Origin of the sequence: uncultured Desulfovibrio sp. (genome assembly GCF_910584445.1) — a bacterium.
Lineage (GTDB): Bacteria > Desulfobacterota > Desulfovibrionia > Desulfovibrionales > Desulfovibrionaceae > Desulfovibrio.
Genome location: NZ_CAJUBO010000001.1, coordinates 135444 through 160076, shown reverse-complemented (window position 1 = coordinate 160076; position 24633 = coordinate 135444). Strand labels below are relative to the sequence as shown.

Here is a 24633-nt window from a genome sequence, read left to right as displayed (position 1 = left end):
GTGTGAGCACTGCCGATTGCATATGCCCGGGGTTGCGGAATAGTGCCGGGATGCCCAATTTTGCTACTGGTCATGCGGTCAAATACGGGGTACTTTCTGCCCATGAAAGAATTCGCCTTTTATTTGTCGCCCTATGAAATGGCGTATTTTGGCGCTATCTTCCGAAATCTGCCGAAAGAATTCATTGATATCCATATTGGACACCTCAATCGGGAAATTACCGATTTTTCCACTCTGAAGCCCGAATACAGGGAGCAGATAGACAAGCTTGCCGATGATGGATATACGGTCCTGCCGCTTTCCCCGAATGCTCTGGATGAGTATCGGGCGGCTGCGATGAGCACGGAATTCTATGGTCCCGCCTCAAATTTGTTCGATTGGCAAAAAAAGCGCCACACCAGACTTGTCGCCCTTGTGCACAGCACATATTTGCCTCTGGAAACCACAGGTCTCGCGGCAAACTCTTATCTTCTCGCGAGCAGGCGCGAAGCCGAATACCCGGAATTGCTGAAGGTTTCGTCGTCAGAAAACCCTCTCCTTTTCAAAAAATTTTCCTCACTCCCCCGGCATGTCCTGAATGAATACGCATGGGCCGGTCCCTATCATTTTGGCGATTGGCTGGAGAAACGTTTTCTGGAGAAAAGCGTTTTGTATGCCGAGCTGGAAGAAAAACTGAAAAGGGAACTCGATCCCTCAAAGCCGGTGGTGGCCTTTCTCGAAAGCTGGTACAATCATCCGGGGCAAATGAAGGCGGCACTGGAAAAACTCGCCCCGCATGTCAATCTGATCATCAAGAAGCTTACGCCCATGGACATTCCGGGAGCGTATTTGTGGCCTGATGACAGTTTCGCTCCCAACCTTCTGCGCTTTGCCTCTGATTTCATCCTGGCCTCCTACAGATCGGGAACATTGACCTCTTCCACAATGTTGGGTTTGCCTGTTATTCCCTACTATACCTCATTGGTCAGCCAGGACTGGTTCGTCCGCAGCAAATGGACCTCATACAAGCTGTTGATGCCTGAGAAGTATGAAGGGAAAGATATGTGCGTTGATATCCTTACAACAATCAACCCGCCTATAGACCTGCTTGAAACGGACAAACTTCTTGAACGAATGAATTCCCCGGATTGGTGGAGAGCGTACCAACAAGCGTTGCCGGCCGCCCAAAAAGCCATTTTTGGCGAGTACGAGATAGAAGGGGCTGCCGCACGGGCGGCCAGACTGCTTGTAAGGATCACCGGCACGGGCAGTTTTGGAAATGATGTGGCAGCCTTGAGGCTGCGCCCCGAATTCGCCACATCCCTTTCAGCCTCATGCTGAAAAGCAGAGCTTTTTCGCAAGGAAGTCGCGGAAACGCTCCGGCGGTTTCATCAAAAGACGCTGACGGGCACGAACGCTCCAGAGAACGACATCGTTCTCCCTGCAAAATCCGTCAGGTGACACGCATGGGCCGCCAAGACCCATCACTTGCCATCCGCGCGGCGAACCCGTAAACTGTCCGTTTGCGCCCGCCATATCCGCAGTCGTTTCCGGACGGGCGCGTCCGCAGCCAAGGGGTGGAACGGCCATGCGTCACAAAGGCCCGCACATTTCCATCGCGCCTGACCATGTGGTCAACCGCATCCTGAAGATCAACGCCGACGATTTCGCCGAATGGCCGGAATCCGTCCGCACCCTCGCCATCAGCATTGCCGAGGAGCTTTTCCTCGTCGCCTATAATCCGTTCATCGACGCCGAACTCGTGCGCGAGAGCGTGCGCGGCAGTTTTGAGCGCGAGTCCGTGGCGCTGGCCCATTATTACGCCACGGCCATTGCCGAAGGCATCACCATGTTCTGGTCCGCCTACGAGGCGGAGGCCGCCTTCCGCGAGGGGCTGATCGACGCCGTGGCCGACATCCTCCCCGAGGAATGCATCCGCCGCGAGCCGGCGGCCCTGGTGGAAAACGCCACCGACGCCACGGACCTGCGGATGGAACTGCCCCTGCTCGTGGTGGAGCCGGACAATGCCGAGCAGGTGGCCGCCCTGGTGCGGCTCGCCAATGACATGAAGTTCGCGCTCATCCCGCGCGGCGGCGGTTCGGGCATGACCGGCGGGGCGGTGCCCGCGCGCAAGCGCGCCGTGGTGGTGAGCATGACGCGCCTCACCCGCATTGGTCCCGTGGACCTTGACGCCATGACCGTCACCTGCGAGGCGGGCGCCATCACCCAGCAGGTCATCGACACCGTGGCGGCGGCGGGCGCGCTCTTCAGCGTTGACCCGGCCTCCAAGCAGGCGTCGTCCATCGGCGGCAACGTGTCGGAAAACGCGGGCGGCCCAAGCGCCTTTGAATACGGCACCACCCTCGACAACCTGCTCTGGTGGAAAATGGTCACGCCCACCGGTGAGATCATCACCGTGGAGCGCGAGGACCATCCCCGGCACAAGATCCTGCCCGACGAGACGGCGGTTTTCGCGGTCAAGGACGTCAGCGGCGGCGTGCGCAACGTGGTCCACCTGCGCGGCGACGAGATCCGCCTGCCGGGCCTGGGCAAGGACGTGACCAACAAGGCCCTCGGCGGCCTGCCCGGCATGCAGAAGGAAGGGGTGGACGGCATCATCACCGAGGCCTGCTTCATCATCCACAAGCGGCCGCTCCACTCCCGCGTCATGGTGCTGGAATTCTTCGGCCGCTCCATGCACCCGGCGGCCCTGGTGGTGCGCGACCTCGTGGCCCTGCGCAACCGCATCCGCGCCGAGGGCGACTACGCCCACCTGTCGGCGCTGGAAGAGTTCAACGCCAAGTACGTCCAGGCCATCGAATACAAGCGCAAGTCGCAGAAATTCGAGGGTCTGCCCATTTCCGTCATCATCCTCCAGGCCGACGGCGACGACCCCTACCTGCTCGACAAGTGCGTGAACGACATCGTCAGCGTGGCCGAGGCTCAGGAAAACGTGGACATCATCGTGGCGCGCGACGCCAGGGAGGCCGACCTGTTCTGGGAAGACCGCCACCGGCTCTCGGTCATCGCGCGGCGCACCTCGGGCTTCAAGCTCAACGAGGATGTGGTCATCCCCATGGAGCGCATCCCGGATTTCGCGCTCTTCCTCGAGCAGCTCAATCTGGAATGCGCGGGCCGCGCCTACCGCCACGCCCTGCATGAAGTGGCGCGGCTGCCCGGCTTTCCCATGGAGGACAAGGAGTTCAACCGCGAGTTCTCCCAGGCCACCAGCGCCGCCTCCGGGGACATTCCGGCCACGGAGATGTCGGACAACGAGCTGTATGCCCGCGCAGAGGACTATCTCAAGGCCTTTGCCGGGACCTATCCGCACCTTGCCAGAAAGACCGAAGCCATCCGCGCCCAGATGGAGGCAAGCCGCATCATCGTTGCAAGCCACATGCATGCGGGCGACGGCAACTGCCATGTGAACATCCCGGTGAACTCCAACGATGCCCGCATGCTGGAAGAAGCGGAGGAGGCCGCGGCCCGCGTCATGGCCGAATGCCAGGAGATGGGCGGCGAGGTCTCGGGCGAGCACGGCATCGGCATCACCAAGATCTCCTTTTTCGGGCCGGACAAGATGGAGGCCCTGCGCCGCTTCAAGGAGCGCGTGGACCCGCGCGACGTCATGAACCCGGCAAAGCTCGTCCACCGCGAGCTGCCCGTGCGGCCCTTCACCTTCTCCTTCAACCGCCTCATCCGCGATATCCGCGAGAGCGGCCTCCCGGACAAGGAGACGCTCATCAGCCTGCTCTCGGCCATCCAGGTCTGCACGCGCTGCGGCAAGTGCAAGCTCGTCTGCGCCATGACCTATCCCGAGCGCTCCATGCAGTACCACCCGCGCAACAAGAACATGGTGCTCGGCATGCTGCTGGAGGCCGTCTACTACTCGCAGATCAATACCGGCCGCATCGACGAACGCCTGCTGCGCGAGCTGCGCGATCTGGTGGAACACTGCACCGCCTGCGGCCGCTGCACGGCCAACTGCCCCATGAAGATCCCCTCCGGGGAGGTGGCGCTCTCCCTGCGCGGCCTGCTCGACCACGAGGGCGCGAGCGGGCACCCCATCAAGGAGCGCGCGCTGGCCTGGCTCGTGCGCGACATTCCGGCGCGCGTGCCCAAGGCCGCCAAGCTCGCCTCCGTGGGCCAGAAAATGCAGAACCGCGTCCTGGACTTCGTGCCCCAGGTCTGGCAGCGGCGCATGCAAAGCCCGCTCTTCTCCGGGCGCGGTCCCAAGACGGGCTACACCAACCTCTACGAAGCGCTCAAGCTCCATCGCGGTTCCATCTTCGTCCCCGCAGACACGGCGGAAACGGCGACGGCGGAAACAGCGGCGCCGGACGCGGCCCCCGGGCGCGGCCGCGAACTGGCGCTCTACTTTCCCGGCTGCGGCGGCGCGCTCTTCTATGACCGCATCGGGCTTTCCTCCCTCATGCTCCTGCTCAGGGCGGGCATTTCGGTGGCCGTGCCCCCCCGGCACCTCTGCTGCGGCTTTCCGCTGCTGGCCGCCGGCATGGATACGGCCTTTGAGGACAATCTCGCCCAGAACCGCCAGTATCTCGCGGCCATGCTCCGCGCGCTCGGCCGTCAGGGCTTCAACTGCCGCTGGCTGGTCACGGCCTGCGGCTCGTGCCGCGACGGCCTGGAGCGCCTCCACCTTGAGGAGAGCTTCCCCACGCTCGAACGCCGAGACGTGACCCAGCTCGTCCTGCCGCGCCTGCCGCGGCTCCGGGACATGACGCCCGCTCCCGGGCCGGACGCGGCCCCCGGGCAGGTCCCGGCGGAGCATGCGGGGGGGACCGCCGAAGGCGCGCTCTATCACGCCTCCTGCCACTGCGAATGGGCCGATGTGCACAAAATCAAGGGCCAGCGCCAGCTCGTGGCCGCGCTGGAGGGCTTTTCCGGCCGACAACTGGGCATGAGTCCCGGCTGCTGCGGCGAGTCGGGCATGGGCGCCATGACCTCGCCGGAGATCTACAACCTCCTGCGGGAGCGCAAGCGCGCGCGCCTGGCCCGGGCCTTTGCGGACGGACGGGACGGCCCGGTCATCGTGGGCTGCCCCTCCTGCAAGATCGGCATCGGCCGCACGCTGCTCGCCATGCGCGACAAGCGGCCCGTGCTCCATGTGGTGGAATGGGTCGCCGGGCTGCTCGACGGCGAGGACCGGCGCCAGACCTTCCGCAAGCGGGCCAACGAGAGCAAGGGCGAGATCCGCGCCGTGCGCCTGTGATGCCGAACCCCGCGAGCGCCCCCCCCGCCGTGGCCGCACAGGCCGCGAAAAAGCCCGCCGCGAGCGCCGCCCTTTTCCGGCGCGCGCTCCTGTGGCTGGTCCTGTGCTGCGCCCTGCTCCCCTTCGTCTATGCCCTGGGTTTCCTGTTTCCGCGCGGCGATGACTTCGACGAAGTGACGCGGGCCATGTTCCTCTTCGACCTGCCCGGCGGCCTGTATGAGGTCGGCCGCGAGTGGATCACCTGGAGCGGCCGCTACACCTACCACTTCCTCGCGGTTTTCCTCGGCAAGGCGGGCGAGCTGCGCTGGGTGTACGGCCTGGTCTGCGGCGGCGTCATGGCCCTCTACGGCGTGGCGTTCTCCGGCCTGGCGCGGCAGGCGGGCGCCCGCGCCGGGGACGCCGCGCTCCTCGGCGGGTTCGCCATTCTCGCCCTCTGCGCCTGCCACCAGAACCTCCCGGCCTTCTACCTGCTCACCGACGCGCTGACCATGGGCCTTCAGCCCGCGGCCGCGCTGCTCTTTTTCTGGAGCCTCTGCCGCTTCTGGACCGCCCTTGACCGGGATGGAACGCCGGGCGCGGGCAGCCCCCGTTCCGCCGCGCCGTTGTCCCCCGGCGCGCGCCGGGCGCGGCGCGCGGCCATCCTCCTCGGCGTGCTTGCCGTGGGGGTCTTCGAGCATGCGGCCCTGGCCGTCCTCCTGGGGGCGGGCATGTGCTGCATCCTGGCCCTGGCGCGCGACGCGCGCCACGGACTCTCCCTCAAAGGGGCGCTCCGCGGGCCGGGGCGCCTGCGCGCGGCGCTGCCGGTAGCGCTCTGGTGCCTGGGCGCCGCGCTGTTCTCCTTTCTGGCGCCCGGCAACCAGCACCGGCGCTCCGTGCGCGGCATTGATGCGGCGGTGCAGGGGCGGCAGCTGGATGCCGTCTGGAGCGACTGGACGGACGCCGTGGCCGCGTTCGGCCACAGCCTCTGGCCCGTGGCCGTGGCCGGACTGGTGGCGCTCCTGCTGCTGGCGCGGCGTCCCACGCCAACCGCCGGGAGCAGCGGACTTTCCCGGGGTGAATATCTCCTTCTGGCGGTCATGGCGCCAGTCGGCTTTCTCGTCTGGTCCCTCGGCCTGACCGTTCTCCACGCGCTCAGCGACGTGCCCCTGAGCGCCGCGCCCAAGCTGTCCGCCGGTCTGGGGCAGTACGCGGGCTATGCGCTGGGTTTCGCGCTCTACGCCCTTGCCGGCGCCTGCCGCGCCGCTCCGCCGCCCGCGCGCCCACGCGCTGCCGCCCGCGCGGCGTTCCTGCTCCTGGCCCTCGGCCTTGCGGCCCTGTTCTGCCGGAGCGACAATTTCCTGCGTACGGCGGCCAATGCCGCCAATGGCAGCATGGTGCTCCTGGCCGACGCCCAGGAGACGCGGGACGCATGGCTGCGGCACGCGGGCGAGGCGGCGCGCGCCGGTTCCGGGCCGCGTTTCGGACTCATCGGCGAGATCCTGCATCCCGGCGCGCGCTCCCGCCGTCTGGACCCGACCCTGCCGCTGGTCGTGGTGCAGCGGGAGGCGGCCGTTTTTCCCGTCTATACCAGCGAGGCGCTTCCCGAAAATCCGGAACACTGGCCCAATCTCTGGGCCGCCTGGATGTACGGCGTGGGCGGCGTGTCCGGCGCCAGGCCCGACCCGGCCCGGGCCGTGGCCGCCGTCGCGGGACTTCGCGCCCCGGATGCCCGCCGGGCCGGCGGACCCACCCCCCTCGCCCTGCCCGAGGCCCTGCGCCGCCACGGGGTGGAGGGCGCCTGGCGCGTCACGGCCCCGGGCGGACCCGATCCGACCTTTGCCGACACATGGCTGGTGCTGGCCTGCCGTCAGGCCCTTCCCGCCCGGATGGCCCTGTTCAGGCCCAACCCTCCCGACTGGCGCAGGCTGGCGCCGCTGCCCGCGCAGGCGTGGCTGCTGCGGCGGCTGGAACGGCAGACGCCGCCGGATGCCGCCTTCCCCGATTTTGCGGACCGCTGCGCGGGCACCCTGCTCCGGTTCTCCACCGATGCCTGGGCCACGGCAGCGGAAACTGGATTTTTTTACGCCTTTCCCCTAGGCTCGCGGGACAGGTCGTGGCCTCTGCCGCTCTTCGTGCGTCCCGACGGACACGCCGCCTGGTCGGCGCTGGAGCCTGAAGGCGACGACAGCCCTTCCACCCGCTAACCGCGCGCCGCCAGGCGCGGACGTCCCGCGTAGGCCACAGGACAGAAGCACCCATGTTCGATTTCGACATTTCCCAGGCCCTGCGCCTGCTCGCCATCGCCTTTGTGCCGGCGCTGCTCGGCATCATCCTCCATGAAGTGGCCCACGGCTGGGTGGCCGAACGCTGCGGCGACCCCACGGCCCGGCTCATGGGGCGCCTGACGCTCAACCCCCTTCCGCACATCGACCCCATGGGCCTGGCGGTCTTCGGACTCACCAGCCTGAGCGGCGCCTTTGTCTTCGGCTGGGCGAAGCCCGTGCCCGTGGACCCGCGCCAGTTCCGCAAGCCGGCCAGGGACATGATGCTGGTGGCCCTGGCGGGACCGCTGACGAATTTTCTCCTCGCCGTCCTCTTCGGGCTGGGCCTTCTGGCGGCGGTCTCGTTCCTGCCCTTTGCCCAGTGGCGGGGCAACACGGCCTACATTTTCGCCCTTTCCTCGCTCCAGGCCGGGGTGGTCATCAATTTCGGCCTGGGCTGGCTCAATCTCCTGCCCATCCCCCCGCTGGACGGCAGCAAGATCCTGGCCTATTTTCTCCCCGGCCAGTGGGCGTGGCGCTACATGAGCCTGGGCAGATACGGCTTCGTCATCCTGCTCGTCCTCCTGGCGACGGGCCTGCTCGGCAAGCTGCTCGGGCCGCTGGTGAGCGGGAGCAGCCTCGGCCTTCTCGGGCTGCTCGGCTTCTGACGCCGAGATCCCGCACACAACGCACAACGCAGAAAGGACGCACCATGAGCGAAAAACCGCGCACCGTCTCGGGCATGCGGCCCACCGGTCCCCTCCATCTGGGCCATTATTTCGGCGTGCTCAGGAACTGGGTCGAATTGCAGGAGCGCGAACAGGCCTTCTTTTTCGTGGCCGACTGGCACGCCCTCACCAGCGACTATGCCGATCCCTCGGGCATCCGCCACAATATCGGCGAGATGGTCAGGGACTGGGTGGGCGCGGGGCTTGACCCGCAAAAATGCGTCATTTTCCGCCAGTCGGACGTGAAGGAGCACGCCGAGCTTTCGCTCCTGCTCTCCATGATCACGCCCGTTTCCTGGCTGGAGCGCAACCCCACCTACAAGGAACAGCAGCAGCAGATCAGCAACAAGGACCTCGGCAACGCGGGATTCCTCTGCTATCCCGTGCTCATGGCCGCGGACATCCTGATGTACCGTCCCCATGGCGTGCCCGTGGGCGAGGACCAGCTGCCGCACATGGAACTGACCCGCGAGATCGCGCGCCGTTTCAACTATCTCTACGGCGACCTCTTCCCCGAACCCCAGGCCATGCTCACGCCCGCCGCCAAGTGCCCCGGGCTGGACGGACGCAAGATGTCCAAGAGCTACGGCAACGGGATCTTTCTCTCCGAATCCGTGGACAGCATCCGCGACAAGGTGCGCGGCATGTTCACGGACAAGGCGCGCCTTCGCAAGTCCGACCCCGGCGATCCCGAGGTCTGCAATCTCTTCCCCTACCATGTGCTGCTGTCGAGCCGGGAGGAACAGGACGAGATCCGGCGCGGCTGCACCTCGGCCGGACTGGGCTGCGTGGACTGCAAAAAGCTCTTCCTCAAAAACCTCACCACGTTCCTGGAGCCGCTCCAGGAACGGCGCGGCCGGCTCGATGACGCGGCCGTGGCGGACATCCTTGCCGCCGGCGGGCGGAAGGCGCGGGACTTCGCCCGCACGACCATGGCCGCCGCGCGGGAAAAGATGGGGCTGTAGAGGGTGCGCTACGCGGGCATCGACTACGGCCTCGCCCGCACGGGGCTGGCCGTTTCCGACCCGGAGGGACGGCTCGCCTTTCCCCTCGCCACCTTCCGCCTGGAGGACTTTGGCGGCCGCTCGGCCCTGCTGGACGCCCTGGCCGCCCGCATCCTCGCGGAAGGGGCGCAGGCCGTGGTCATGGGCCTGCCCCTGCGCGAGGACGGCAGCGAGAGCCTGACCACCCGCCAGGTGCGTAACGTGACGCAGCGCCTCAAACGCCGCCTCGACCTGCCCGTCTACTACATGCCGGAACTGCTGTCCTCGGTGGAAGCCGCGCAGGACCTGCGCGAGGCCGGCCTTTCGCGGCACAAGGCCCGGGCCGTGCTCGACCGCCAGGCCGCGGCGCGCATCCTCGCCTCCTTTCTGGCCGAACCAGGGGAACGGCGGAGGCCCGCATGAAGCTCTTCCTGCGGCTCGCCATCTTCCTCCTGCTCGTCGCCCTCGCGGGCGGCGCGTGGCTCTGGCGCGAGGCGCGGCTCTTCCTCGACACGCCCGCCGGGCAGGCCGGGAAACAGGAACTTTTCGACGTGCCGCAGGGCGCGCGCCTGGGAAAAATCGCCGAAGAGCTGGAGGCCCGGGGCCTTGTCACCAGCGCGCGCAACTTCGTCCTGCTCGCCCGCTGGAAAAAGCAGGAGAACCGCCTCCAGGCCGGACGTTTCGCCCTGGAGGGCGGCTGGCGCCCCGAGCAGGTGCTGGAGGCGCTGGTCAACGGCAAACCCGTGCTCCAGCGCGTCACCGTGCCCGAGGGCCTTACCTGGTGGCAGACCGGGCGCCTGCTCGAAGCCGAGGGCCTGCTCCGCTTCGAGGACTTCCGCGCGGCCGTGACCGATCCCGCGTTCCTCCGCCATTACGGCATCCCCTTCGCCACGGCCGAAGGCTTCCTCATGCCGGATACCTATCTGCTGAAACCGCCGGACGCGCCCGCGGCGCCCGACGCGGCGGAAACGGCGGAGGCGGTCGCCGCCCGGAAGGTCCGGGCGCGCGCCGTGGCTGGCAGGATGATCGACAATTTCTGGCGCAAGACGGCGGCGCTCTGGCCCGACGCGGGCGACCGCCAGGGCGTGGCGGCGCGTCCCCCGGCCGCGAAACTGAAAAACTGGGTCACGCTGGCGTCCATTGTGGAAAAGGAGACCGGCATCCCGGCGGAGCGGGCGCGCGTGGCGGGCGTCTATGCCAACCGCCTTGGCCGGGGCATGCTCCTCCAGGCCGACCCCACGGTCATCTACGGGCTTGGCCCGGGGTTTGACGGCAATCTGCGCCGCGTCCATCTGGACGATGCGGCCAACCCGTACAACACCTACCAGCGCCCCGGACTGCCGCCCGGACCCATCTGCTCCTTCGGCGCGGCGGCGCTGGCCGCGGCCATCCGTCCGGAACAGCACGGCTTTCTCTATTTCGTTGCCAGGACCGACGGCGGCGAACACCAGTTCTCCGCCACCCTTCAGGAGCACAACCGCGCCGTGCGCGACTATCTGCGCCAGCGGCGCGCCGGCAGCAAGCGAGGCACGCCATGAACTATCTCATCATGGAGGATTTCTCCGGCCAGCCCGTGCCCTTCATCTTCCCGCGCCGCGTGGACCACGCGGACATGCGCGACCAGCTCCCCTACGGGCAGGCGCTCTCCTGCGGCGCCCTGGAACTGGGTCCAGCGGGCTTCGCCTGTTCCGGCGGCAGCGCCGAGCTTGGCCTGAAGGCGCGGCCCGAGGAAGACGCGGCCATTATCGCCGAGGCGCTCAGGACCCGATGAGCGTCGCGTTCCCGCCCGGCCTCCTTGTGGCGGGCAATGCCAGCGGCGCGGGCAAGACCGTGGCCGCGCTCGGCCTCATCCGCGCCCTGCGCGGCCTCGGCCTTGAGGTGCGCGCCGCCAAGAGCGGGCCGGACTTCATCGACACGGCCTTTCTCGCCGCGGCCAGCGGCGCGCCGGCGGCCAATCTCGACGGCTGGATGTGTTCGCCCGGCAGGACGCGGCATCCCCGCTCCCTGCCGCGCGGCCTCGGGCGCGTGGCGCGCAGGCTCCTGGCCCCGCAGGCCGGAAGGGCGCCCGACCTCTGGGTGGTCGAAGGGTCCATGGGACTGTATGACGGCGCCCCCGGCGGCGGGGGCAGCGCGGCGCAACTGGCGGCCCTGCTGAACCTGCCCGTTCTGCTGGTGCTGGATGTGCGCGGCATGGGCCAGTCCGCGGCGGCCCTGGCCGAGGGCTTTCTCCGCCATGCGCCGCGCGGGGGCGGGCCGCGCTTTCTCGGCGTCCTCTGCGCCCGCAGCGGCGGCGACACGCATGAGACCCTCCTGCGCCGGGCGCTCGCCCCGGCGCTCAGGGAAGCCGGCTGCCGCCTGGCGGGCTTTCTCCCCAGAGCGGAGGCGCCGCGCCTGGCCTCCCGCCATCTGGGCCTCGTGGAAGCCCGGGAGACCCTCGCCGGACTGGATCTGGACGCGCTCGGCCGCTGGTTTGCCGCGCACTGCGACCTTGCGGGCCTGCTCCGCGATCTCGGCGTCTCCCCGCCCGCAGCGCGGCCGGGCGCCGCGCCGGACACGGGCGGGGAAGCCGCCGGCGCCGCGTCCGGGATCCTTCCGTTCCGCAGACGACGCGGCCCGCGCATCGGCATCGCCCGCGACGCGGCCTTCAGCTTCTGCTATGCGGATCTTCCGGCCCTGCTGGCGGACCTGGGCGCGGAGCCTGTCTTCTTTTCGCCGCTGGCCGACGCCGCGCCCCCCCGGGACTGCGCGGGGCTGTATTTTCCCGGCGGCTATCCCGAGCTGCACGCCGAGGCCCTGGCCGCCAACGCCTCCATGCTCGCCGCCCTGCGCGCCCTTGCCGCGCGCGGCGTGCCCATCTATGGAGAATGCGGCGGCTATATCTACCTCATGCGCGAACTGGAAGCGGACGGACGCCGCCACGCCCTCGCCGGGCTTCTGCCCCTTGCCTGCCGCCTGGGCGACCGGGCCGCCGCGCTCGGCTACCGCGAGGCCACGCCCGAACCCGGATGGCTGCCGGACGGCGCGGTCCCGGCGCCTGCGGCCCTGCGGGTGCGCGGCCATGAATTCCACTATGCGCGCCGCACATCCGCCGCCCTGCCGGAGGGGTGCGCGCCGCTCTGGCGCGTGCGCGACGGCGCGGGACAGGCGCGCGGTCCCGAAGGCTGCCGCCGTGGCCTGACCGCCGGTTCCTGGCTCCATCTCTATCCCGAGGGCAGCCGCGCCTTCTGGAAAGCCTGGCTCGCGCTTGCCCGGATGGCGGCGACGAAAGCCCGGCCGTGCCACCCGTGACCGCCTGACGCGCCCGGAGTTCCCATGCCTGTCGTCCTTGACCCCGCCGCCACGCCCGAAGCCATCGAAGCCCGCTCCTTCGCCATCATCGACGCGGAACTCCCCGAGCCGCGCCCCTTTGCCGGGCCGCTCTGGGAAGTGGCGCGCCGCTGCATCCACGCCCTGGGAGATACGGACATCCTCCGGGATCTGCGCCTTGACGGGGCGGCGCTCGAACGCGGCGTGGCCGCCCTGCACGCGGGGCGCGCCCTGTTCACGGACACGCGCATGGCCGCCGCCGGCCTGCCCGCGAGGCGCATGGACCGCCTGGGCGTGGCGGTGACGCCGCTCATGGAGCTTTCCGGCGTGGCCGCGCAGGCAAGGGCCTGGGGCGTGACGCGGGCGGCCGCGGGCATCCGCATGATCGCGGACCGCCTTGCCGGAGCCATCGTGGTCATCGGCAACGCGCCCACCGCGCTTCTGGCCCTGCTGGAAGCGCTGCAGGGCCGCCCGCCCGAAACGGGACCGGCGCTCATCGTGGGCATGCCCGTGGGTTTTGTGAACGCGGCCCAGTCCAAGGAACTGCTGGCGCAAAGCGCGTGGCCGCACTTCACCCTGCTGGGCCGCAAGGGCGGCTCGGCGGCCGCCGCGGCCTGCGTCAATGCGCTGGCCGAACTGGCCCTGCGCCCCTGAAACGGATGCCGGGGCGGCCCGCGCGCCCGGCGCGGAACTGCGGGGAACTCTGGCGGGGAACTCTGGCGGAAAGCTTTGACTTTCCCGCCCGACAGGTTTATGAGAGCCAGTTGCTCCCGAATGTGGAGCCTCCGCCACAGGGCAAACTTCGTATGACGGAACAGCGCGCCGCACGCCCCGCGCCGCCCCTGCCGCAACTGGACGGCGTGGTGGTGCTGAACAAGCCCTCGGGACCGACCTCGGCCCGGTGCGTGGCCGTGCTCAAGCGCCTGGGGCAGAAAAAAATCGGCCACGCGGGCACGCTGGACCCCCTGGCCTCGGGCGTCCTGCTCATCCTGCTGGGGCAGGCCACCAAGCTCTCGTCCTTCCTGATGGAAGGTGGCGGCAAGGTGTATCGCGGCACCCTGCGCCTTGGCAGGACCACCGACACCTGGGACTGTCAGGGCGAAGTGCTTGCCGAAGCCCCGTGGCAGACGGTGCGGCCCGAGGCGGTGACACGCGAGGTCGAATCCTGGACGGCGCTGCGCGAACAGCCCGTGCCGCCCTATTCCGCGGCCAAGCACGAGGGCCAGCCCCTGTACCGGCTGGCGCGCCGGGGAAAGACGCCCCCGGCCAGAGTCAAGGCCGTGCAGATTTCACAGGCGGCAACGCTTGAGGTGAGCCTGCCGTTTGTGCGCTTCCGGGTCGCGTGCGGCTCCGGCACCTATGTTCGCTCCCTGGCCCACAGCTTGGGGATGCGCTTGGGTTGCGGCGCCGTGCTGACGGAACTGGTCCGGGAGTACAGCCACCCCTTCGGCCTGGACGAAGCCAGCGGGCTTGACGCCCTGCTGGCCGACCCGGCCCTGCTGGCGGCGCGGGTGCGGCCCCTGGCCGACGCCCTGCCCGCCTGGCCCAGGATCCTGCTCACGCCGGAGCAGGAACGGCGCGTACGCAACGGCATGCCCGTGCCCGCGCGTGCCGACGCGCAGGCCGCGGCGCATGCGCTGCTCTGCGCGCCGGACGGCGCGGCCCTGGCGCTGGCGCGGCGCGACGCCACGCCCCTGGGCGACGCCTGGGCCGTGGAACGGGGCCTGTGGGGGTAGGCGCTTCATCAACCCTTCCTGAAAGGAGAATCGCTGTGGTCATGGATGCCGATCAGAAAAAGGCTGTCATTGACGCCCACGCCAAACACGAGGGCGACACCGGCTCCCCCGAGGTGCAGGTGGCCCTGCTCACCGCGCGCATCGAGGGCCTCACCGGCCATTTCAAGGTCCACAAGAAGGACTTCCACTCGCGCACCGGCCTGCTCAAGCTGGTCGGCCACCGCAGGAAGATCCTCAACTATCTGAAAAAGAAGGATATTCAGCGCTACCGCGCCCTGATCGAAAAACTGGGCTTGCGCAAGTAGGCATTCGTTTTTATCATTGAAGCGTTTTCGCAATGAAATTGCGGAAACGCCCTGGCGGATGCGGGAGCAGACGCCCGCGCCGTAATGAGGCGGAAAACCACGTTTTTCCGCCGAAATGAAGGCAGCGAAGCCTGAGGAAAATATCTGTCTTGCAGATATTTTCCTCAGAAAAAGCTCTGGGACAAAACTGCCAGGGGGGGCGCAAGGCTCCCCCTTGGCATATGGACGGCCATGCGGGCGCATGCCCGGCACCGGCCGCGCGACCGCTTCCTGCCCGGAAGCCGGCCGCCCGCAGGGGGCGGCGGCGCATGGCAGGCTCCATGCCCGCAACGGGCGCAAACGCAGAAGGGGGGTCCGGGAAAATCGGGCAGGGGGCCGCTTTGGTCGCCAAGGGGCGCGCGGTTCGCCGGCGTTCCGTCCCCGGTTCCGCGGCTGACGCGCTGCCCGCTTTTCCCGGAATCCCCTTCCCATGAGGAACGTATGGATCAGGACATTTTCCAGCCCACGCGGGTCACGGCCCAGGTGGGCGGCAAGGACGTCATCCTTGAATGCGGCCGCCTCGCCAATCAGGCGGACGGCGCGGTCTGGGTGCAGTGCGGCGGCACGGTGGTGCTCGTCACCGTGTGCTCGCAGCCGCTGGAGTTCGACAAGGGCTTCTTCCCCCTCACCGTTGAATATTCCGAAAAAATGTACGCCGCCGGGCGCATCCCCGGCAGCTTCTTCCGGCGCGAGATCGGCCGCCCCTCCGAGCGCGAGACCCTGGTCTCCCGGCTCATCGACCGGCCCATCCGCCCGCTCTTCCCCAAGGGACTCAACGAAGACGTCCAGGTGCTCGCCAGCGTCATTTCGGCGGATCAGGAGAACGATTCCGACGTGCTCTCCATCACCGGGGCCTCGGCGGCGCTCATGGTCTCGCGCCTGCCCTTCGCCGGTCCCGTGGCCGGCGGCCGCATCTGCCGCGTCAACGGGCGGTTCGTGCTCAACCCCACCTTTGCCGAACAGGCGCAGAGCGACATCAACCTCGTCTTTGCCGCCTCGCGCGACGCGCTGACCATGGTCGAGGGCGAGGCGCACTTCGTGCCCGAGGATGACATCATCGAGGCCCTGGAGTGGGGCCGCAAGGAGATCCAGCCGCTCATCGACGCCCAGTTCAGACTGACGGAACTCTGCGGCAAGCCCAAGATGGAGTTCACCCCGCATGAGGACGATCCGGCGCTGGCCGCCCGCGTGGAAGCGCTTGCCATGAGCGCCGGGCTGGACGCCGCCATGCGCGTGCCGGAAAAGCTCGCCCGCAAGGACGCGCGCAAGGCCGTGAAAACGGCCGTGCTCGAGGCCCTTGCCGCCGATCCGGCCTGGGCGGAGAACGAGACCGCGCTCAAGGCCGTGCCCGACATGCTCGGCGACCTGGAAAAACGCCTGGTGCGCGGGCGCATCGTCAATGAAGGCACGCGCATCGACGGCCGCGACGTCAAGAGCGTGCGGCCCATCCAGATCCAGACCGGCGTCCTGCCGCGCGCCCACGGCTCGGCGCTGTTCCGGCGCGGCGAGACCAAGTCTCTGGTGGTGACCACGCTCGGTTCCTCCACGGACGAGCAGCGCATGGATTCCCTCACCGGCGACGTGACCAAGCGCTTCATGCTCCATTACAATTTCCCGCCCTACTGCGTGGGCGAGGTCAAGCCCGTGCGCCTCTCGCGCCGCGAGATCGGGCACGGCGCCCTGGCGGAAAAGTCCCTGCGGCCCATCCTTCCCGCCGATGCGGACTTCCCCTTCACCCTGCGCGTGGTGGCCGAGACCATGGAATCCAACGGCTCCTCGTCCATGGCCGCGGTCTGCGGCGGCTCCCTGGCCCTCATGGACGCGGGCGTGCCCGTTTCCGCGCCGGTGGCCGGCGTAGCCATGGGGCTTATCAAGGAAGGCGACCGCTTCATCGTGCTCACCGACATCCTGGGGGATGAAGACGCCCTGGGCGACATGGACTTCAAGATCGCGGGCACGGCCGAAGGCGTCACCGGCGTCCAGATGGACATCAAGATCACCGGGCTTACCACGGACATCATGCGCGCGGCCATGCGCCAGGCGCGCGAGGGCAGGCTCCACATCCTCGGCGAAATGGCGAAGGCCATCGCCGAGCCGCGCAAGGAGCTTTCGCGCTACGCGCCCCAGCACGCCGAGATCTTCGTCAATCCCGACATCATCCGGCTCATCATCGGACCCGGCGGCAAGAACATCAAGGCCATCACCACGGCCACCGGCGCCTCGGTGGACATCGAGGATTCGGGCCGCGTCTCCATCTTCGCGCCCACGGCGGAGGCCCTGGAAAAGGCGCGAGAGATGGTCTCCTACTACGACCAGCGCCCGGACCTGGGCAAGAACTACCTCGCCAAGGTCCGCAAGGTCATGGATATCGGCGCCATCGTGGAAGTGCTGCCCAATGTGGAAGCCCTGGTCCATGTTTCGCAGCTGGACATCAACCGCGTGGAACAGCCCGGCGATGTGGCGCGCCTTGGCGAGGACATGCTCGTCAAGGTCATTGAGATCAACGGCGACCGCATCCGCGCCAGCCGCAAGGCCGTCCTGCTGGAGGAACAGGGGCATCCCTGGAATCCTGAGGAAACGGCCCGGCCCCCGCGCCGCGAAGGCGGCGACCGACACGGCGACCGCCGGGGACCGCGCCACGGCGACCGCAGCGGGGACCGCGGGCCGCGCCGCTAGCACCCGCCTGCAGGAAAGCCGGGGGCGGTCATGCCGCCCCCGGACGGACGCTTCGCGCAACTACCGCTGCCCGCGCGGTCCGGCGTTTCTGCCCGGGCCGCGCGGGACCGGCCAGAGGACACGCCATGTTCGGAAAAAAGAAACAGCCGAAATCCGCCGCCCCGAACCAGTCAGACACGCCGGACCAGAAGGAACGGCAGGCCGCCCGGCGCCCGGGCGCGGACCGCGTCCACGCCGAGGGACTCGGCGATGCCTGGGTAGCCATCACCGGGCGCGACCCCGCGGCCATCATGCCCCAGGTGGTGGGCACGGTGCTCCATGACGGCGGCACGCGGCCCGCATGGCAGTGGAAACGCGGCGGCCGCGAGCATGTGCTCATGGCCTGGCCCAAGGACCAGCCCGTGCGCGCCGCCGTGCTCATGGCCGGGGAGGAGGGCGGCAAGCTCGCCCCGGTCACGGCCGTGCCCCTTCTGGAAGGCCTGCCCAACGACCTGCTGGTGGAGAGCGTCCACCCCCGCGCCGAGGGACTGGGCGCGGATGTTGCCGTGACCATGCTCGAGGGCGAGAACCCCCTGTGGTTCTTCGATCCGCTCTATGGCCGCGACCAGGACGACCTCACGCCGGGCATCACGCATACCTTCTGGCTGGCGGGGCTGGCGCTCGGCATCCGCAAGGCGCTGCTGGACGAGCTTGCCATCACGCAGGGTCCGCAATTCGAGGCCCATGCGGCCGCATGGCTGGAACAGAACCCCGGCGCCTCGCGGCTCGACGTGCCGCCGCTCAAAATCCCCATGACGGGCAAGCGCTGCATCATGCCCGGACGCCGTTTCGGCGAATACCAGATACGCACCGTCGTGGAGCGCGTGGAAGACTGCAAACTGGAGAACATGGACGTCAGGGCGCTCTACCTGAGTTTTCCCTTTGAGGAGCGCGAACCCCTGCGCCTCGCCCTCTATGCGTCCAGGTTCGTCCTGGGCGACTTCGTGCCGGAGGAAGGCGACGAGGTGGAGGCCTATGTCTGGCTGGAAGGCCGGATCATCGACCTGGACGGCGCCCCGGCGGCGGACGCCGGGGACGCGGACGCCGCGCCCGGCGGCATGGCGCCGGGAACGGTCCCCCACCAGTAGCTTCCCGGAGGCACGCCATGAGCCTGCCCCTGCTCTGGTTTTTGCTGGGCCTCGCCTTTCTGGCGGTGGAACTCGCCAATCCGGCCATGGTTCTGGTCTTTTTCGGCATCGGGGCGTGGCTCACGGCCGGCGCCGCCCTGACGGGCCTGCCCGCGGGCTGGCAGGTGGCGTTCTTCATTGCGGCGTCGCTGCTGGCCCTGTGCCTGCTCAGGCGACGCTTTCGCCATGTCTTCGGCGGCCGGGCCGAAGCCGCGCGCGATGCGCGCGATTACGGCGGCCGCGGCGAAACGCCGCCGCCCCATCCCCTGGCCGGACACACGGGGGTGGTGAGCAAGGCCATCCGCCCCGGCGAACGCGGCGAAGTGCGCGTTGACGGCAGCTTCTGGCGCGCCACGGCCCCGGAACCCCTCCCCGAGGGACGCGGCGTGCGCGTGCTGGGCGGCTCGCCGGAGGATTCGCTCCTGTTGCGGGTGACGCCCCTGCGGGAAGAGTCCGGCGGCGCCTCCTAGGCGCAGGCCTCATTAAACTACGTTATGGTTTTTTCAGCGAGGGAAAGAGGTTTTTCCGCTGGCCGCCCGAAGCGGAGCGAAGGGCGGGGGCTGTCGCCGCAAGGATCCGAAAAAATAAGATTTTTTTGCGCTGGCAAGGAAGTGGACGATTTTTGGAGGGAGTGTACTCAGGTACATGACCGACAAAAATCGCCCAGTGACGCCACCAGCGCAAAAAAGGCTGTTTTTGACGGATGATTGTGGCATTGCACAAGCTGCCACATCCCAAGCCAGCGGTCACATTAATTAGGTCTACACTCTAGAGGTGACGCGCATGCGCGCCCGCGCAACGGCCTCCCGCTGATGTCCCGAAACGAAACGGCGCGCCGGACTGGGCGCGCGATTTTCCTGTTGCAAAGGAGCGACCATGGAAAGCCTCCTCGGCTACGGCTGGCTCTTTCTTCTCGCGGCCCTGGTCATCGTCGTCCTGCTCAAGAGCGCGGTGGTGGTGCCCAACCAGTCGGCCTATGTGGTGGAACGGCTGGGCAAGTTCCACAAGGTGCTCTATGCGGGCTTTCATCTGCTCGTGCCCTTCGTGGATGTGGTGGCCTACCGCCGCAGCCTCAAGGAGCAGGTGCTGGACGTGCCCAAGCAGACCTGCATCACGCGCGACAATGTGACCGTGGATATCGACGGCGTGCTCTACCTTCAGGTCATCACGCCCGAAAAGTCGGCCTACGGCATTTCCGACTATGAATGGGGCGCCATCCAGCTGGCCCAGACCTCCCTGCGTTCGGTCATCGGCACCCTGGTGCTGGACAAGACCTTTGAGGAACGCACGCGCATCAATCAGGAGGTGGTGGAAGCTCTGGATTCCGCCACGGCCCCCTGGGGCGTCAAGGTGCTGCGCTACGAGATCCGCGACATCACGCCGCCGCGCAACGTCATGGAAGCCATGGAGAAACAGATGCGCGCCGAACGCGAAAAGCGGGCGGCCATCGCCCTTTCCGAGGGCGACATGCAATCGCGCATCAACCTTGCCGAAGGGCAGAAGCAGGCGGCCATCGCCCAGTCCGAGGGCGAAAAGCAGGCGCTCATCAACCAGGCCGATGGCGAGGCCGCGCAGATCCGCAAGGTGGCCGAGGCGACGGCCGAAGCGCTGGACATCGTGGGCCGCCAGCTGAACGGCGATGCCGTGGCGGCGGCCCAGCTCCGCGTGGCCGAGTCATGGATCACCGAATTCGGCAGGCTGGCGCAAAAGGGCAACAGCCTCATCATCCCCGCCAATCTGGCGGACGCCGCGGGCATGGTGGCCGCGGTGACGAGGATCATCAAGCCGGATCAGGGCCTTGCCGCCCCTGCGGGCGCGCGGCCCGGCAGCGCGAGACCCAGGGCGGACAGCGCGGATGGCGCCGGCAGCGGGGCGGCCGGCCGTGCCTGAATCCGACACATCCCGCCCGGCCGCCGGGCGCCTCCCCTGGTATGCGGGTGAACACCGGGATGCCCTGGTCTATCTGCTTATTGCGATCTTTTTCCTTGAAATGATCGTGGGCGGGGTGGCCTTTTTTCACGGCATCATGCATGCCGCGCCGGAAAGCCCCGGGGGGCCGCCCGTGGCGCGCTTTCCCTGGCTGGCCTGGTGCCTTGCGGCCGTCCTCTCCCCGGTGGGCCTGCTCCTCATCGTCCACCTGGCCGGGACCTGGCTTTCGCGGACGCTGGAGCGCGACGCGGCGCCCGCGCCGGACGGAAACGCCGACGCGCGGACGGGCGAAGCCCTGCCCGAGGGCCTGCGCCGTTTTTACGCCATGGTGCGCAACGCGCCCACCCTTGTCGTCCTGCTGGGCATCCTGCTCCTGGGGGCCGGGCTTTTTTTTGTGGAGGGCGCGCTCTCGGCCCTGGGACGCGCGGGCGCCGCGCTCATCCCCTATATCCCCTGGATCGCGGGCAGCATCGCCGCGCTGCTGGCCGTGTGCTTTCTGGGCCATGCGTGGTTCGTCTACCGGCAGCGGCGCATGGAGCAGGAATACGCCTACCGCCGCGAGGTGCTGGAACGCACGGGCATGGTGCTGGTGGACAAGTCCTGCGTGGCCCTGCCGCCCCCCGGCACGGACGGCGCCCCGGCGCGGGCGCTCCCCCCGAACGCCGCCCGCGCCCTGCCCGGCGTGGTGGATGTGGACGCGCGGCCCGGCCCCGCCGGGGAGCGGGACGACGCGGACGAACGCCACCGGGCGCCCTGACGGCGGCAACGCGCAACGGCGGCGCATCCCGGAAAGGGATGCGCCGCCGTTGCCGTCGGGACAGAACCCGCGGGGGCCGAGACTAGGGTCAGACCCTATAATGCGCTGCCAGTTTGGGATGGGCGTGTTATGTACTGCCGCAATTATCCGTCAAAAACAGCCTTTTTCACCGGCAAGCAAAACATCATAGCGTACTTTGTTTTTTAATTCTGAGCCTAGACTTTTGCCGCGGTGCGCAGGTCCGCCACCGCGTCCGTCTTTTCCCAGGTGAATTCCGGAAGTTCGCGGCCAAAGTGTCCGTAGCAGGCGCTCTTGCCGTAGATGGGCCGCTTGAGGTCCAGGCGCTTGCTGATGAAATAGGGCCGCAGGTCAAAGACCTCACGCACGGCGCGGGTCAGCACCTCATCGGGGATGTCGCTGCTGCCCCGCGAGGAGACGAGCACGCTCACCGGCTCGGCCACGCCGATGCAATAGGCGATCTGGACCTCGCATTCCGGGGCCAGGCCCGCGGCCACCACGTTCTTGGCGATATAGCGGCCCATGTAGGCGCCGGAGCGGTCCACCTTGGAGGGGTCCTTGCCGGAAAAGGCGCCGCCGCCGTGATGGCCGCTGCCGCCGTAGGTATCCTGGATGATCTTGCGTCCGGTGAGGCCGCAGTCGCCCATGGGACCGCCGACCACGAAGCGGCCGGTGGTATTGATGAAGATCTCGCACGCCTTTTCGTCAAAATAGCCGGAATCTTCCAGAATGGGGCGGATGACGTGCCGCTTCACGGCCTCGGCCACTTCCGCCTGGCCCACATCGGCCGAATGCTGCGTGGAGACCACCACATTGTTGATTCGCACGGGCCTGCCGTCATGGTACTCAAAGGAGACCTGCGTCTTGCCGTCCGGGCGGAAGAAGTCCACGATGCCGTCCTTGCGCACGCGGGCCAGCTGCTGCGAAAGCTGGTGCGCCCAGTAGATGGGGGCGGGCATGAGCGTGGCGGTCTCGTTGCAGGCATAGCCGAACATCATGCCCTGGTCGCCCGCGCCCTGCTCCTCCGGGCTGGCGCGCAGCACGCCCTGGGCGATATCCGGCGACTGGTGGTCGATGGAGGAGATGACCGCGCAGGTCTGCCAGTCAAAGCCCATGTCCGAGCTGTTGTAGCCGATGTTTTTGATGGTCTCGCGCACCACCTTGGGCAGGTCCGCATAGCCGCGCGTGCTGATTTCGCCCGCGATGACCGCCATGCCCGTGGTCACGAGCGTCTCGCAGGCCACATGCGCGTCCGGGTCCTGCGCGAGCAGGGTATCCAGCACCGCATCGGAGATCTGGTCGGCCACCTTGTCGGGATGGCCCTCGGTGACGGATTCGGAAGTGAAGTAGTAGGTGCCCTTGTTGTGCATGGCATTCTCCCTTGCGTTGCCGCCGCGTGTTCAGGAGCGGAGCAGGATGTTGTCGATGAGCCGCGCCTTGCCGAGGCGAACGGCGCAGGCCATGAGCGCCGGACCGTCCACCACGGCGAGCGGCTCCAGCGATTCAGGGTGGACGATCTCCAGATAGTCGGGCTGGCCGCCGGGCAACCGTTCGGCCCAATGGGCCAGCACCAGCGCCTTGAGGCGGCCGGCGTCCGTCTCGCCCGCGACCGCGGCGTCGCGGGCCGCCAGCAGGGCCGCGCGGATCTGCGGGGCCACGGCGCGCTCGTCCGGCGTGAGATAGACATTGCGCGAGGACATGGCGAGTCCATCCGCCTCGCGCGTGGTGGGCCGGGCCACGATGCGCGTGGGCACGTTGAGGTCGCGCGCCATGCGCCGGATGATGGCCTGCTGCTGCCAGTCCTTCTGGCCGAACACGGCCACATCCGCGCCGGTGAGCAGGAAGAGCTTGAGCACCACCGTGCACACGCCCCGGAAGTGGATGGGACGGCTCGCGCCGCACAGGCCCTTCGCCAGTTGCGGCACTTCGACCCAGGTGGCGTGATCCGGCGCGTACATGGCGCCAGGCTCGGGCATGAAGAGCGCGTCCGCGCCGCGGGATTCCGCGATGGCGCTATCCCGCGCGGCATCGCGGGGATAGGACTCCAGATCCTCGTTTGGCCCGAACTGCGCGGGGTTGACGAAAAGGCTCACCACCAGACGCCTGGCAAGGCCACGCGCATGGGCCATGAGGTCTTCATGGCCGGCATGGTAATAGCCCATGGTCGGCACCAGGGCGATGTCCTCGCCGGCGGCGTGCCAGGCCCGGCACTGGGCCGCCAATGCTTGGGGATCAGTGAATATCTGCATATCAAGCTATGGTGATATAGGTTGCGGGAGCCTTTTCATACCGGAAAACTCCCGCCCTGTAAAGTCAGTGGCCGCCATCGGGCAGAAGGGGGAGGACGCGGCGGAAGGCCCCGCGTTCCGCGGCCCTGTCCCGCCCTCGTCCGCCGGCATTTGACAAGCCGGGCGCCGGATGCTTAAACCGGGCCATGTGCCCTTCTCCCGACGAACGCGTCAACCTTCTGGACTTCACGCTGCCCGCGCTCATCGACTGGATGCGCGACGAACTCGGCGAGCCGAGATTCCGGGCTGTCCAGCTCTGGCAATGGCTGTGGCGCAAGATGGCCCGCGACTTCGAAGGCATGAGCGACATCTCGCGCGCCTGCCGCGAGCGCCTCGCGCAACGCGCGCGCATCCATTGGCCCGAGGTGGCGCGGACGCAGGAAAGCCGCGACGGCACGGTCAAATTCCTCCTGCGGATGGAGGACGGCGCGCTGGTGGAGAGCGTCCTCATCCCCTCGGAAGCGCGTGACGGCAGCCGCCGCTGGAGCCAGTGCCTTTCGTCGCAGGTGGGCTGCGCCATGGCGTGCACGTTTTGCGCCACGGGCAAAATGGGCTTTGCGCGCAACCTCAGCATGGGCGAGATCCTCGGGCAGATCCTGGTGGCGCGCGAACACCTGGGCGACACGCGCCCGGACTGGCCCGTGCTGCGCAACCTCGTCTTCATGGGCATGGGCGAGCCTCTGCTCAACTGGCGCGCGGTCAGGGACGCCCTGGAAAGCCTCAATGACGACCGGGGCCTGAACTTTTCCCCGCGGCGCATCACCGTCTCCACCTGCGGCATCCGCGAGGGTCTGCGCGAACTGGGCGAAAGCGGGCTTGCCTATCTGGCTGTCTCGCTGCACGCGCCCAACCAGGCCCTGCGCGAACGTATCATGCCCAGAGCCGCGCGCTGGCCGCTGAACGAGCTTCTGGCCGCGCTGGCGGCGTATCCCCTCAAGGCGCGCGAGCGCATCACCTTCGAATATCTCCTGCTCGGCGGCGTCAACGACAGCCCGGAACACGCGGCCGAGCTGGCGCGTCTGGTGGCCCGCGTGCGCGGCAAGCTCAACCTCATCGTCTTCAATCCCTGGGAAGGCTCGCCCTGGAAGGCGCCCTCGGAAGAGCGCGTCCTCACCTTCGAGCGCGCGCTCTGGGAGCGCAACATCACGGCCATTGTCCGCAAGAGCAAGGGGCAGGACATCGCGGCGGCCTGCGGCCAGCTGCGCGCCGCCCACGGCGACGGACCCGCCGGCTGAACGCGCGGTCCGGCCACT

20 protein-coding genes are annotated in these 24633 nt (G+C 68.1%); 18 read left to right on the top strand and 2 right to left on the bottom strand.

Annotated elements, in window-relative coordinates; all coding sequences use genetic code 11:
- The first annotated feature begins 102 nt into the window (after positions 1 to 102).
- The 17 genes from QZ294_RS00670 (at position 103) to QZ294_RS00590 (ending at position 21074) form a co-directional block, all read left to right on the top strand.
- Positions 103 to 1320: a hypothetical protein gene (locus QZ294_RS00670; RefSeq protein ID WP_297045211.1), complete on the top strand. Its 1218-nt coding sequence runs from the start codon at positions 103 to 105 to the stop codon at positions 1318 to 1320.
- A gap of 247 nt (positions 1321 to 1567) precedes the next feature.
- Positions 1568 to 5209: an FAD-binding and (Fe-S)-binding domain-containing protein gene (locus QZ294_RS00665; protein ID WP_297045208.1), complete on the top strand. Its 3642-nt coding sequence runs from the start codon at positions 1568 to 1570 to the stop codon at positions 5207 to 5209.
- Positions 5209 to 7392 (top strand): hypothetical protein, encoded by a 2184-nt coding sequence (locus tag QZ294_RS00660; protein WP_297045205.1) that lies wholly within the window; start codon positions 5209 to 5211, stop codon positions 7390 to 7392. The genes QZ294_RS00665 and QZ294_RS00660 overlap by 1 nt, the downstream gene beginning before the upstream one ends.
- A gap of 53 nt (positions 7393 to 7445) precedes the next feature.
- Entirely contained in the window at positions 7446 to 8117 is a 672-nt protein-coding gene (locus QZ294_RS00655; RefSeq protein ID WP_297045203.1) for a site-2 protease family protein, read from the top strand.
- A gap of 44 nt (positions 8118 to 8161) precedes the next feature.
- The gene (gene trpS, locus QZ294_RS00650; RefSeq protein ID WP_297045201.1) at positions 8162 to 9142 is read left to right on the top strand and encodes a tryptophan--tRNA ligase; all 981 of its coding nucleotides are present in this window, start codon (positions 8162 to 8164) and stop codon (positions 9140 to 9142) included.
- A 3-nt stretch (positions 9143 to 9145) separates the two neighbouring features.
- Entirely contained in the window at positions 9146 to 9583 is a 438-nt protein-coding gene (gene ruvX / locus QZ294_RS00645) for a Holliday junction resolvase RuvX (RefSeq protein ID WP_297045197.1), read from the top strand.
- Positions 9580 to 10698, top strand: a complete 1119-nt coding sequence (gene mltG, locus QZ294_RS00640; RefSeq protein WP_297045194.1) for an endolytic transglycosylase MltG — start codon at positions 9580 to 9582, stop codon at positions 10696 to 10698. Before ruvX ends, mltG begins: the two co-directional genes overlap by 4 nt.
- On the top strand, positions 10695 to 10931 hold the full coding sequence (locus QZ294_RS00635) for a hypothetical protein (RefSeq protein ID WP_297045191.1): 237 nt from the start codon (positions 10695 to 10697) through the stop codon (positions 10929 to 10931). The genes mltG and QZ294_RS00635 overlap by 4 nt, the downstream gene beginning before the upstream one ends.
- Positions 10928 to 12448 carry a cobyrinate a,c-diamide synthase gene (locus QZ294_RS00630; RefSeq protein ID WP_297045190.1) on the top strand — a complete coding sequence of 507 codons (1521 nt, stop codon included), beginning with the start codon at positions 10928 to 10930 and terminating at the stop codon, positions 12446 to 12448. The genes QZ294_RS00635 and QZ294_RS00630 overlap by 4 nt, the downstream gene beginning before the upstream one ends.
- Before the next feature lie 24 nt (positions 12449 to 12472).
- Positions 12473 to 13120, top strand: coding sequence for a precorrin-8X methylmutase (locus tag QZ294_RS00625; protein ID WP_297045187.1), 648 nt, complete (start codon positions 12473 to 12475; stop codon positions 13118 to 13120).
- Positions 13121 to 13272: 152 nt separating this feature from the next.
- Complete coding sequence (gene truB / locus QZ294_RS00620; protein WP_297045184.1) at positions 13273 to 14202, top strand: tRNA pseudouridine(55) synthase TruB; 930 nt, start codon at positions 13273 to 13275, stop codon at positions 14200 to 14202.
- Positions 14203 to 14237: 35 nt separating this feature from the next.
- Positions 14238 to 14507, top strand: coding sequence for a 30S ribosomal protein S15 (gene rpsO, locus QZ294_RS00615; RefSeq protein WP_297045181.1), 270 nt, complete (start codon positions 14238 to 14240; stop codon positions 14505 to 14507).
- 480 nt (positions 14508 to 14987) lie between these two features.
- Positions 14988 to 17222, top strand: a complete 2235-nt coding sequence (pnp, locus tag QZ294_RS00610) for a polyribonucleotide nucleotidyltransferase (protein WP_297045178.1) — start codon at positions 14988 to 14990, stop codon at positions 17220 to 17222.
- A gap of 125 nt (positions 17223 to 17347) precedes the next feature.
- The gene (locus QZ294_RS00605) at positions 17348 to 18349 is read left to right on the top strand and encodes a hypothetical protein (protein ID WP_297045175.1); all 1002 of its coding nucleotides are present in this window, start codon (positions 17348 to 17350) and stop codon (positions 18347 to 18349) included.
- Positions 18350 to 18366: 17 nt separating this feature from the next.
- Positions 18367 to 18858, top strand: a complete 492-nt coding sequence (locus tag QZ294_RS00600) for an NfeD family protein (protein WP_297045171.1) — start codon at positions 18367 to 18369, stop codon at positions 18856 to 18858.
- 406 nt (positions 18859 to 19264) lie between these two features.
- On the top strand, positions 19265 to 20278 hold the full coding sequence (locus QZ294_RS00595; RefSeq protein WP_297045167.1) for a stomatin-like protein: 1014 nt from the start codon (positions 19265 to 19267) through the stop codon (positions 20276 to 20278).
- The gene (locus QZ294_RS00590) at positions 20271 to 21074 is read left to right on the top strand and encodes a hypothetical protein (protein WP_297045165.1); all 804 of its coding nucleotides are present in this window, start codon (positions 20271 to 20273) and stop codon (positions 21072 to 21074) included. The genes QZ294_RS00595 and QZ294_RS00590 overlap by 8 nt, the downstream gene beginning before the upstream one ends.
- Before the next feature lie 215 nt (positions 21075 to 21289).
- Here the strand turns inward: QZ294_RS00590 and metK are convergent, their stop codons facing one another.
- On the bottom strand, positions 21290 to 22462 hold the full coding sequence (metK, locus tag QZ294_RS00585) for a methionine adenosyltransferase (RefSeq protein ID WP_297045162.1): 1173 nt from the start codon (positions 22460 to 22462) through the stop codon (positions 21290 to 21292).
- A gap of 30 nt (positions 22463 to 22492) precedes the next feature.
- Positions 22493 to 23341 (bottom strand): pantoate--beta-alanine ligase, encoded by an 849-nt coding sequence (panC, locus tag QZ294_RS00580; protein ID WP_297045159.1) that lies wholly within the window; start codon positions 23339 to 23341, stop codon positions 22493 to 22495.
- A gap of 185 nt (positions 23342 to 23526) precedes the next feature.
- Between panC and rlmN the strand changes: the two genes are divergently transcribed.
- A complete protein-coding gene (gene rlmN, locus QZ294_RS00575; protein WP_297045156.1) occupies positions 23527 to 24615 on the top strand; it encodes a 23S rRNA (adenine(2503)-C(2))-methyltransferase RlmN in 1089 nt (362 codons plus the stop codon).
- Positions 24616 to 24633: the final 18 nt, after the last annotated feature.